Raw genomic sequence first — 11,473 nt, 5'->3', positions numbered from 1 at the left:
CCTTGAAGAACCGGCCGGTGCCGTTGGCGACCAGGCCCTCCGGGTAGGTCACGTCGACGTACGAGCCGGGGTCGCGCAGCGACACCAGCGACCGGCCGGGCGCGACCAGGTCGGCGTGCCGGGTGGTGTTGCCACGGGTGCTGAAGGCGCCGATCGTGTCGTCGGGGCGGGCGACCGTACCGCGGGGGTCGGAGCCTCCCACGGCGATGACGTACGGGTTGAGAGCCGGATTGCCGACCCGGGTGTCGGTGGGGCCGTCGTTGCCGACCGACACGACGACCACGATGCCGGCGCGCCAGGCCGACTCCACCGCGTAGGACAGCGGATCGTACCGGGGGTCCTGCAGCGAGTCGGTGCCGAACGACAGGTTGATCACCCGGATGTTCAGACCGGCGTCGTTGCGGTGGGTGACCGCCCAGTCGATCGCGGCGATGACCTGCGAGACGTCGACCGCGCCGTCGGACGCGCCGACCCGCAGGTTGACCAGCCGGGCGTCGGGAGCCACGCCGACGAAGTACCTCGGGTCGTTCTCCTGACCCGCGGCCACCTCCGGGTCGCGTCCGGCGATGATCCCGGCCATGTGGGTGCCGTGTCCGAAGGTGTCCTGGTTACGTAGGTTGTAGGCCTGTGATTCCGTCGACAGGTCGGGACCGTTGACGACCTTGCCGAACTGGCTCAGGCCCTTCACGGGGGCGATTCCGGAGTCGATGAGGGCCACGCCGATGCCCCGGCCGGTCACCCTTTGACCCGCCGCGTCCCTTCTTGCCCAGACGGCCGGGGTTCCGAGCACGCTGTTGACGTCGGACATCGTGGTCAGGGCGGAGTCGACCAGCCAGGCCTTCTTCTTCGGCGGCGGAGGTGGCGCGACCGTCGACGTGGTGGTGGTCGTGCCTGCGGCCTGCGCCGGACCGGTCAGGCCGACGACTGCGGCGCCGGACACGGCCAGGGCGGCGGATAGCACACTGGCCGGCCACTTCTTGCCACGAGCGGGTCGCCTCGGGGAGTTCGTGCTCATCAGCTCTCCTTCGGGTGCCACCACGGGGACGGTGGTGGCTCGCGGACCGGAAGCCCGCGGGGTCAGGTATGCACCTAAGGTCGGCCGGCACCGATCCGTCTTGAGCGGATTTCGACGACCTTCCGCCGGGGCCCCTCGCTCAACTAGCCGCGGTCCCGGCCGATGAGCAAAGTGCCGACCGGCCACAGAACATGAGGACACCGATGACCCGACGCGCGACCGCAAACCCCGAGGTGACCCCTCGGCGTCGGCGGCGGAAGTGGTCCCGGCCGGAACGGCACGTCGCCGTTCTCAGCGCGGTGACCGGCGCCGCGGCGATCGCCTTCAACGGCCTCCCGCTACTGGTCAACGGCCTGCCGCCGGTCGGTGAACTGGGAACGCTCGCGTGGCTGCCGGTGCTTTTGGGGATGTTCTGCCTGACCGAGGGCTTCGCCATCCACGTACGCGTCCGGCGCGGTGGCCATGCCATGAGCATCACCGAGATCCCTATGGTCATCGCGCTGGCGGTGGTGAATCCGCTGCTCGTGGTCGTCGCCCGTACCGTCGGGGGCACCGCCGGCCTGGCCGTCCTGCGCCGGCAGCGCGGGCAGAAGCTCGCCTTCAACGTCGCGCTGATCAGCCTGCAGGCCACGGTGGCCATCGCGGTCTACGGCGCGCTGAAGGGACCCGGGACCGGGCTGAGCGGCCCACGGGAGTGGCTGGCCGCGTACGCCGCCATGGTGGCCGCCGACCTGCTGGCGATCATCCTGGTCACCGCCGTGATCAGCCTGCACGACGACCCGTCGGAGTGGCTGCGGCTGCCCGCGGCGATGGGCGGCCTCGTCCTGGTCGTGGTCGCCACCAGCATCGCCTTGATCAGCGCCATCGCCGTCGAGAGCAACCCGTGGACGGTCACCATCCTGGCGGTGCTCTACGGCGTGGTGCACGTCGGCTACCGCGGATACGTCCGGCAGAGCCAGGGCAATGCCCAGGTCGAGCACCTTTACGCCTTCACCAGCGCGCTCGATGGCTCACTCGACACCGGCCGGCTGGTGCGCCTGATCCTCAGCCAGGTCCGCGACGAGCTGCGGTCGGGCACGGTCGAGCTGATCGTGCCGGGACAGGGCGCCGAGCCCGGGTGGCAGATGACGCTCACCGGCCAGGGCGACGTCGACGAGACCCGCGTGCCAGGTCCGGCCCCGATCGCCTGGTGGACGCCGGCGCTGGCCGGAGACCCGGTCCTGCTGCCCGCCGATCCGGCGCGCAACAGCGGTCCGGTGGACGGCATGGCCGTACCCGTCCCGGTCGGTGACGGTGTCACCGCCGCGCTGATTGTCACCGACAGCCTGCCCGACATTCCCACCTTCACCGCCGAGCACCTGCGGCTCCTGCAGGCGATGGGCAACCACGCCAGCGTCGCGGTGGCCAACTCGCGGCTGGTCGACCGGCTGCGCCAGGAGGCCGTCGAAAAGGAACACCTGGCGCTGCACGACCCGCTGACCGACCTGCCCAACCGCCCACACCTGTACCGCCTGCTCGACGCCGCACTCGAGCAGGAGAGCTCCGCCATGCGCCCTGCCGTCCTGGTGCTGGACCTCGACCGCTTCAAGGAGATCAACGACGCGCTCGGCCACGACATCGGTGACGCGCTGCTTCGCGAGGTGGGCCGCCGGCTGCGGGAGCGCCTCGAGGGCCGCGGCGCCGTCGCCCGGCTCGGTGGCGACGAGTTCGCCCTGCTGCTGGAAGTCGCCGCAGCCGAGGACGCCGTCACGGCGGGCCATGAGCTCGTCCGCGACCTCGAACGCCCGGTGCACATCGGGCACCTGACCCTGCACCCGCGGGCCAGCGTCGGCGTGGCCCTCGCACCGGAGCATGGACGGGACAGCGGAACCCTGGTGCGCCGCGCCGACGTCGCCATGTACGCGGCCAAGCAGACCCGCGTCGGGGTCCGCGTCTACCAGGCGACCGATGACCAGAACACCCCGCAGCGGCTGGCCCTGATCGGGGACCTCCGGACCGCAGTCGACCACGGCGACACCGCCGTGGTCTTCCAGCCGAAGGTCGACCCGTCCACCGGTGAGGTCGTCGGCGCCGAGGCGCTGTCCCGGTGGCGGCACCCCGAGCTCGGATTCATCCCGCCCGACGTGTTCGTCCCGCTCGCCGAGCACTCCGGCCTCATCCGCCCACTCACCATGCACGTCCTGGACGTCTCGATGCGCACCTGCGCCGGCTGGCATCGAGCCGGCCGGCCGCTGCACATCGCGGTCAACCTCTCACCCAACACGCTGCTGGACGACACCCTCCCCGCCGCGATCCAGCGCCTGCTCACCGCGCACGGCCTGCCCGCTCCGGCGCTCACCCTGGAGATCACCGAGAGCACCCTGATGACCGACCCGGAGGGCAGCCTCGCCACCCTCGCGAGCCTGCGCCGCCTCGGCGTCAAGATCTCCATCGACGACTTCGGCACCGGATACTCGTCCCTGAGCCGGCTCCGCGACCTCCCGATCGACGAAGTCAAGATCGACAAGTCGTTCGTGCAGAACGCGGCCCGCGACCCGCGCGACCAGGCCCTCGTCCGGTCTACCGTCCAACTTGGGCATGCCCTTGGCCTGCACGTGGTCGCCGAGGGGGTCGAAGACGAGCAGACGTACCAGTTCCTCGCCGACACCGGCTGCGACGTCGTCCAGGGCTACCACATCTCGCGGGCATTGCCGGGTGACCAATTCGCCGACTGGCTACACGGCACGGGCCGGCCCGTCGTCGCGGCTACGGCGCCGGGCGTCTGACGAGCCCGGTCCGCGGCGCATCTCTCGAGGGCCGTTGCCGTCACAGCGTCGACAGGACGAAGGACAGCACGAAGCCGCCGGTGGTGCTCAGCGCGACCAGCGGCCCGCCCTTCTCGTACGCCTCCGGCATCAGCGTGTCCGCCAGCGACGCGAGGACCGCGCCGGCAGCGAACGCGAGCGGCAGCGAGATGGTTTCCGGGTCGGCCGTCGACAGCGGGCCGGCCCCCAGGACCACGGCGAACGTGAGCAGTGCCGCGCAGACGAGCCAGGTGCCGAGGATGAATTTCTGCGAGCGGCCCTGTGCCCGCATGGACGCGCTGCCCACCAACGCCTCCGGGAAGTTCGACACGAAGATCGCCGCCAGCAGCGCCAGCCCACCCGTCCCTACGCCCAGGGAGACGCCGAGGGCGACGTTCTCCGGGACACCGTCGAGCGTCACCGCGGCCAGCAGCGCCAGGCCGGCTGCGCCGGATGTCGAGGCCGTGCTGGGTGTCCGCTCCTCGGCGGCCGCGTCGACGTCGAGCTTCTCACTGCCGCGCGATTCCGGACGCCGCCCTTGCGCAGCTCGGTCGAGCCAGGCACTCAGCACGGTGAAGACCACCGCGCCGGCGATCAAGCCCAGAGCGGCTCGCCAGATGCCGCCGCGCTCGTAGGCGTCCTCGAACAACTCGAACGCCAGCGCGGTGATCAACGCTCCCGCCGCGAAGGACAGCATGATGGCTAGGACCGGCTTGGGTAGCTGGATCTTCGCGCCGGCCAGGGCCCCGAGGACGAGCGCACTCGACGCAATCACACCGAAGATGAGGGCATCCACGACCGTCACTTACCCGGTCGCGCCTCCGCGATACCACCGGTCTGTCGTGCCAGGCTCTTTCAGGCTCGGCCGGCGCGGACGAGTCCTGTCTCGTACGCGATCACCACGAGCTGGGCGCGGTCGTGTGCGCACAGCTTGGTCATCGTCCGGTTCACGTGCGTCTTCACCGTGTGCGGGCTGAGCGTCAGCCGGTCGGCGATCTCGTCGTTGGTGAGGCCGGTGGCGACCAGGGCGAGGATTTCGCGCTCGCGGTCGGTGAGGGTGGCCAGCCGGGTCATGTCCGGTGGTTCGGCTCGTTCGGGGCGGGCCAGATACCGGGCGATCAGGCTGCGCGTGGCCGCCGGGGTGAGCAGCGCGTCGCCTCGATGGACCACGCGCACCGCGTCGAGCAGGGCGGCCGGGTCGGCGCTCTTGCCGAGGAAGCCGCTGGCGCCGCCCCGGAGCGCGGCGAACACGTACTCGTCGATCTCGAAGGTGGTCAGCACCAGGACCCGCACGGCGGCCAGCTCCGGGTCGGCGGTGATCAGCCGGGTGGCCTCGAGCCCGTCCAGGCCGGGCATCCGGATGTCCATCAGCACCACGTCGACGCCGGTGCCGCGGACCGCCGCAACGGCCTGTTCGCCGCTGCCGGCCTCGCCGACCACGCACATGTCGGCGGCCGAGTCGACCAGAGTGGCGAATCCCGCGCGTACCAGCGGCTGATCGTCGGCGACGACCACCCGGATCGGCTCCGCCCCGGTCATGCCGTCACCGGAATCACGGCGGCGACCCGGAAGCCACCATCCGGCCGCGGCCTGGCGAGCAGAGTTCCACCGAGCGCGGCGACGCGTTCCCGCATGCCGGTGATGCCATGTCCATCACCGGCAGGGCCGACCGGGCCTTCGTTGTCCACGATGACGGTCACCGCCTCCGGGTCGTGGCGCACGGTCAGCGTCACCGCGACCGGGCCGGCGTGTTTGCGGACGTTCGTCAGGGCCTCCTGCACGATCCGGTACGCGGTGTGGTCGACCACCCAGGGCAGATGCCGGTCGGAAGTGTCGACGTGGCAGGAGACGTCGAGGCCTGCTCGGCGGAAGGACCCGAGCAGGTCGTCGAGGTCGGCGAGTCCGGCGACCGGCTCCCGCGGCGCCGGATCCTCCCCCGGCTGCCGTAGCAGGCCCACCGACTCCCGCAGCTGTTCCAGCGCGGCCTTGCTGCTTTCCCGGATCTCCGTCAGGGTTCGGTGGATGCCTGGATCCGCGTCCGCCGCGGTGTGGTCGGCGGCGGCGGCCTGCACGGTGATCAGCGCCAGGTGATGCCCGACGCTGTCGTGCAGGTCCCGGGCGATGCGCAGCCGTTCCTCGGTGAGCCTGCGCCGGGTTTCGGTGTCCCGGTCGCGTTCGGCGTCGCGGGCCCGCCGTTCCACCTCGGCGAGATAGGCGCGGCGGTGCCGGGCGGCGGTGCCCGCCGCGACGGCGAGTCCGCCCAGCGCGGTGAGTGCCAGATTCTCCGGGCCGAGGACGCGCGAGGGTACGCCGACGGTGTGCACCGTCCCGACCGCCAGCACCAGGACTCCCCCGGCCAGCAGCGCCCACCGCCGCGCCGACTGCTCCGCGACGGTGTAGAGGGCGACCAGCGGCGCGGCCAGGATCAGCGTCCCGTTCAGATTCTGGTACCGCGCCAGGTAGACCTCGGCCGCCACCGTGCTGACCGCGAGAGCCACGTAGGGCAGGCGATGTCGCAGCAGCAACGCGCCGCAGGCGATGGTCGCGGCGCTCAGCGCCGGTGCGTCGCGGAGATGGTCCGGCGCGGTCGTGGTGAGCAGCGTGGCCAGCAGCACGATCAGTGCCATCACGAGGTCGGCCAGATGTGGCCGGAAGACCGGCCGGTGCCGGAGACCGCCGAGGACGTCCACACCGCTCACCGTACGGCCGTCGCCTGCGCGACGCGTCGTCCGCACGGCGCATCAGCCGCGTACCGCCACCGCGGTATCCGCGAGATGCCGCGGCCGGGCGACGACAAACAGCCGGGCCGGGCGCGACCGTGGTCCTCCACCCGAACGAAGGAACGATCATGACCGACGTCTCCGTGCGAGACCTGACGAAGAGATTCGGATCGGTGACGGCCGTCGACCGGCTGACCATGGATCTGACACCCGGAGTGACCGGCTTCCTCGGCCCCAACGGCGCCGGCAAATCCACCACGCTGCGCATGATCCTCGGGCTCATCCGCCCGAGTTCCGGCACGGCGCTCATCGGCGGCCGCCGCTACGCCGACCTCGACCACCCCCGCCGCACGGTCGGCGCGATGCTCGAGGCGGCCGGCGCGCATCCCGGCCGTACCGGGCGCCAGCACGTGCGCATCGCCGCCCGCCTCGCCGGCATTCCGGCCGGCCGGGTCGACGCCGTCCTCGACGAGGTCGGGCTCACCGACGCCGCCGACCGTCGCACCGGCGGCTATTCGCTGGGCATGCGACAGCGGCTGGGTCTGGCGGCGGCGCTGCTGGGCGATCCGCCGGTGCTCGTACTCGACGAACCCGCCAACGGCCTGGACCCGGCCGGCATGGCCTGGTTGCGGGGTTTGCTGCGCGGCCTGGCCGATCAAGGACGCACCATCGTGATCTCCAGCCACGTGCTCGCCGAGATCGCGCAGACCGTCGACCGGGTGGTCATCGTGCATGAAGGCGCCGTCCGCTTCGCCGGCGAACTGACCGAGCTGGCCGGCTCCGCCGGACTCGAAACCGCATTCCTGCGACTGACCACGGGGAGCGTCCGATGACCGCGATCCTGAGCGCCGAATGGTTGCGTCTCCGTACGACGCGCAGCGCCTGGCTGCTGCTCCTCGCCGCCCAGGCGATCATCGTGATCGGCGTCAGTGGGCTGATGCTGCGCGGCGACGACCTGTCGGATCCCGTCATGCAGCAGCGCGCCGTCTCCCACCTCGGGCTGGTCTCGCTGTTCACGCTCGTGCTCGGCATCACCGCGGTGGCCGGCGAGCATCGGCACCGCACCATCTCCGACACCTATCTCGCCGTCCCCCGCCGCGCCCGGGTCGTGCTCGCCAAGCTGATCGTGTACACCGCCGCCGGTCTGGGCTTCGGTGTCTGCGCCGCGGTCAGCGCGCTCGGCTCGACCGCGGCGGGGCTGGCCCTGCGAGGCGAGACCGCCCACTTCGACAGTGCGGATCTCTGGCGTACGGTCGCCGGCGGCATCGGCTGGAACGCCGTCTTCGCGGCACTCGGCGTCGGCGTCGGCGCTCTGATCACCAACCAGATCGGCGCCATCGCGGCCGCGCTCGCCTGGCTCGCCCTGATCGAAGGGCTGGTCGGTCAACTCATCGGCGACGCGCAGAAATGGCTGCCGTTCGCCCTCGGCTCGGCCCTCGACCTGCTGCCCACCGCATCGGACGGCCCATCGCAATGGGTGGCCGCGGCCGCGCTGGCGGGTTACGCGGCGGCCTTCACGATTGCCGCGGTACTCACGACGACCCGTCGCGATGTCACGTGATCAGCCCGCCTACTACGGGACAAGGGACATCGTCACGCCGAGTGCGATCAGCCCGCCGAATACGACCGGTTCCGATCGTGACCAGCTTCGCCCGCGGACCACCGCCTCGCCGACGAGGCACAACACGTAGAGACAGAGGCACTGCCCGATCTCCACGCCGAGGTTGAAGGCCAGCAACCGGCTCAGCATGCCGTCCTGCTCGACCTGCAGCGCTTGGAATCGGGACGCCAGGCCGAGACCGTGTACCAGGCCGAAGGCCAGCACCGCGACGCCGAACCACAGATACCGGCGCGGCCGTCCGAACATCCCGACGACGCCGACGAACGCCACACTGTCCGCGATCACGATGTCGACGAGCACGGGGTCCAGCCGACACCCGGCCATGGTCGCGGTCACGAGCGTCACGCTGTGCCCTGCCGCGAAGAGGCTGAGCAGACGCGCGGCCCGTCCCGGGCGCCACGCCAGCAGCACCACGCCCGCGACGAACAGCAGATGGTCCCAGCCCGTCACCATGTGGACGATGCCCAGGCCGACGAACGCGGCGACGCTCTCCTGACCGGTCGCCTGCACGCCGTGCGCCCGGGCGGCGGTACTTCCGACGAGGAAGACGCCGATGAGGGCGAGTGCCGGCAGGAAACGGAGGCGACGAAGACAGGCGTTGGCAACCGGCACGGCCCGCAGTATGTCGAGACGTCAGCGGGTAGAACGGACCCGCGGTGCGTGCTGCCACATGCCGGGCCTCGGCCACTTGAGCAAGTGTGACTCGTATTCATCATTTGCCCACGAGCCCGGTGCGGCGCATGGGATCGTCGAATCGGTCCGGCACGGCGTTGCAACGTTCCTCGGGCACAGCCCGGAGCCGTGACGGCTGGAAACGACCGGGGTGCAGGACTGTTCCTGCGGCTGGTGAGACGACACCGTACCGATCGAAGGGTCGCGACGTGCGATGGACCGTGGGCCGGCGCCTGGCCGGAATCGGAGCGCTGTCGATTGCCGCGTCGGTGGCAGTCGGTCTGATCGGTTTCCTCCAAACCAATGCCGCCAGCACTCGCGCCGACCGAGCGTTCCGGGTGACAGAGGCCTTGTCGACAACGATCGACTCGCAGCACACCGGCTCTGTGGTGCTGGCGGACGCAGCGATCTTGACACAGGAGGTGTCCGCCGCCCGGCGTGCCGAGGTGATCGACCAGATGACCGAACACGCCGGCGAACTTCAGGAGCAGTTGCGGCTCTTGCAGGCGGCCGACCTGGGGGGCGAGTTCACCGCCGCGATAGCCGACTACCTGCCGACGATCGAGCCCGTCCTCTCCGATGTGGCGACGCTGGAGCAGACGTCCGGTGTGCTGTCCCAAGCCGAGTTCGACACCGTCCAGGAGCATTGGGACGCCCTGGATGAAGGCAGTGACGCGCTCAAGACGCTGCTGTCGGAAACCTCAGTACGCGATGTCGCTGCGGCGGAGTCGGGTGATGCGCGGACCAAGCTGATTCTGGTCATCGTCACCGCGGTGTCGGCGTTGCTCCTGGGAGCCGTCGTCTGGTTTGTGGCCAGGATCATCGCGTCGCCGATCCGTACGACCAAAGCACTGCTGGAACAGGTTGCCAAAGGCGACTTCCGCAAGCGGGCGGCCGTACGCTCCGACGACGACCTGGGCGATATGGCCGCGGCGCTCAACAGAACGGTCGAACACGTCGGCGAAGCCATCACCGACATCGCGCGCAACGCCGCGACCCTCGCCGATTCGGCGGAGCGGTTGACCGGTGTCAGCCAGCAGGTGTCCGCCGGAGCCGAGCGCGCGTCGATCGAAGCCGGCGCCGCCGCAGACAGCGCCACGCAGGTCAGCGAAGACGTTCGAGCGATCGCCACGGGCACCGAGGAGATGCGCGCTTCGATCTCGGAGATTGCGGGCAATGCAACGGCCGCCACCACCATCGTGTCGAACGCGGTCACTGCCGCGGAGGGCGCCAATCACACGGTCGTCAAACTTGCCGGTTCGAGCGAGCAGATCGGCAACGTCGCGAAGGTGATCGCCACGATCGCCGAACAGACCAACCTGCTCGCACTGAACGCGACCATCGAGGCGGCCCGCGCCGGCGAGCTCGGCAAAGGCTTCGCCGTGGTGGCCGGCGAAGTCAAGGACTTGGCGAGCGAGACGGCCAAGGCCACCGAGGACATCGCCCGGCAGATCGCGGCGTTGCAGGCCGACAGCTCCGACGCCGCGGCAGCGATCAGCGGGATCTCCTCCACCATCAACGAGATCGCCGACATCCAACAGGGCATTGCGGCGGCGGTGGAAGAGCAGTCCGCCTCCACTCAGGAGATCGGAAGCCGGGTGGCCGGTGCGGCCGGTCGCGCCGGAGACATCGCTGAACGCGTCACCGCCGTAACCAACACCTCTCGGCAGGCCACGGACGCCGCTGCGCAGACACAGCGCGCAGCTCAGGAACTGACCATCACGGCGGCCAACCTTCGCGTGGTGATCGATCAGTTCCAGCTTGCATCATGACGCTTGGACCCTGTGCGTTTCGACGAGCCGGTCCATCAACATGTCCAGGTGCGGATCCACCCGTTGCCGTACCGGGTCTTCGTCGTGCCACGCGACGATCTCGCGGGCCCCCTGTTCGAACGGCACCGTCGCGCGGTAATCCGGCACCACGCTGCGCAGCTTCGCGTTGTCGAACACCATCGAGTGCGCCTTGTCCCCGAGCAGACCGGCTCCCCATTCCGGGTCGGCCGCCGCGATGGCGTCCGACGGCACGTGAACGAGCCGGGCTTCCACCCCGGCGGCGGCCGCCAGGGCGTGGGCGATCTGGTTCCAGGTCAGGACGTCGTCGGAAGTGATGTGGAAGGCGTCACCGATCGTGCGCGGATGCCCGAGCAGGGGAACGAAACCCCGAGCGAAATCGGTGTGGTGGGTCAGCGTCCACAGGGACGTGCCGTCGCCGTGCACGACGATCTCCTTGCCCTGCCGCATCCGGCCAAGCACGGTCCAACCGCCGTCGAACGGAACGCTCGTCTTGTCGTAGGTGTGTGACGGCCGCACGATGGTCACCGGGAAGCCGTCGGACCGGTACGCCCGCATCAGCAGGTCCTCGCCGGCGATCTTGTCGCGGGAGTACTGCCAGAACGGGTTGGCCAGGGGCGTGGACTCCACCACCGGTACCCGGGTGGGTGGCGTCTGGTACGCCGAGGCCGAGCTGATGAAGACGTACTGCCGGGTCCGGCCCCGGAACAGCTCGATGTCTGCCTGGATGTGCTCCGGCGTGAATGCCACCCAGTCGACGACGGCGTCGAAGTCCAGGCCGTCGAGGGCCTTGCCGAGTGACTTCGGATCGCGGACGTCACCCTGCAGCACCGTGGCCTGCGCGGGAAGCGGACGGTCGGTGCTGCGACCCC

Annotated in this window: 10 protein-coding genes; 4 read left to right on the top strand and 6 right to left on the bottom strand. The window is 70.4% G+C overall.

All coding sequences use genetic code 11. The annotated features are described in order from the left end of the window. A partial coding sequence (locus AB0M20_RS10185; protein WP_364296515.1) for a S8 family serine peptidase occupies positions 1-1,015 on the bottom strand: 1,015 nt, incomplete at its 3' end. Positions 1,016-1,218: 203 nt separating this feature from the next. Between AB0M20_RS10185 and AB0M20_RS10180 the strand changes: the two genes are divergently transcribed. Beyond that, complete coding sequence (locus AB0M20_RS10180; protein WP_364296513.1) at positions 1,219-3,780, top strand: GGDEF domain-containing protein; 2,562 nt, start codon at positions 1,219-1,221, stop codon at positions 3,778-3,780. Positions 3,781-3,820: 40 nt separating this feature from the next. Here AB0M20_RS10180 and AB0M20_RS10175 read toward each other — a convergent pair whose 3' ends face one another. Genes AB0M20_RS10175 through AB0M20_RS10165 form a run of 3 tightly spaced genes read right to left on the bottom strand, consistent with a single transcriptional unit; the run spans position 3,821 to position 6,488 of the window. Then, a complete protein-coding gene (locus tag AB0M20_RS10175) occupies positions 3,821-4,594 on the bottom strand; it encodes a hypothetical protein (RefSeq protein WP_364296511.1) in 774 nt (257 codons plus the stop codon). Positions 4,595-4,653: 59 nt separating this feature from the next. After that, positions 4,654-5,337, bottom strand: a complete 684-nt coding sequence (locus tag AB0M20_RS10170) for a response regulator transcription factor (protein ID WP_364296509.1) — start codon at positions 5,335-5,337, stop codon at positions 4,654-4,656. Continuing rightward, positions 5,334-6,488: a histidine kinase gene (locus AB0M20_RS10165; RefSeq protein WP_364296507.1), complete on the bottom strand. Its 1,155-nt coding sequence runs from the start codon at positions 6,486-6,488 to the stop codon at positions 5,334-5,336. The genes AB0M20_RS10170 and AB0M20_RS10165 overlap by 4 nt, the downstream gene beginning before the upstream one ends. A 158-nt stretch (positions 6,489-6,646) precedes the next feature. Here AB0M20_RS10165 and AB0M20_RS10160 point away from each other — a divergent pair, with 158 nt between their 5' ends. After that, entirely contained in the window at positions 6,647-7,351 is a 705-nt protein-coding gene (locus AB0M20_RS10160; RefSeq protein WP_364296505.1) for an ATP-binding cassette domain-containing protein, read from the top strand. Beyond that, the gene (locus AB0M20_RS10155) at positions 7,348-8,079 is read left to right on the top strand and encodes a hypothetical protein (protein WP_364296503.1); all 732 of its coding nucleotides are present in this window, start codon (positions 7,348-7,350) and stop codon (positions 8,077-8,079) included. The genes AB0M20_RS10160 and AB0M20_RS10155 overlap by 4 nt, the downstream gene beginning before the upstream one ends. Positions 8,080-8,091: 12 nt before the next feature. On the opposite strand, the gene AB0M20_RS10150 is transcribed toward AB0M20_RS10155, so the two are convergent. Further along, positions 8,092-8,751 carry a HupE/UreJ family protein gene (locus tag AB0M20_RS10150; RefSeq protein ID WP_364296501.1) on the bottom strand — a complete coding sequence of 220 codons (660 nt, stop codon included), beginning with the start codon at positions 8,749-8,751 and terminating at the stop codon, positions 8,092-8,094. A 269-nt stretch (positions 8,752-9,020) separates the two neighbouring features. On the opposite strand from AB0M20_RS10150, the gene AB0M20_RS10145 reads away from it, so the two are divergent. Further along, complete coding sequence (locus tag AB0M20_RS10145) at positions 9,021-10,583, top strand: methyl-accepting chemotaxis protein (protein ID WP_364296499.1); 1,563 nt, start codon at positions 9,021-9,023, stop codon at positions 10,581-10,583. Here AB0M20_RS10145 and AB0M20_RS10140 read toward each other — a convergent pair. Next, positions 10,578-11,473: NAD-dependent epimerase/dehydratase family protein (locus AB0M20_RS10140; RefSeq protein WP_364296497.1), on the bottom strand; the 896-nt coding region annotated here is incomplete at its 5' end. The two genes, AB0M20_RS10145 and AB0M20_RS10140, sit on opposite strands and share 6 nt — an antisense overlap.

It is taken from the genome of Actinoplanes sp. NPDC051633 (assembly GCF_040681735.1).
In the GTDB taxonomy this organism is placed as follows: Bacteria; Actinomycetota; Actinomycetes; order Mycobacteriales; family Micromonosporaceae; genus Actinoplanes.
This window is presented reverse-complemented; position numbering and strand designations above follow the sequence as displayed.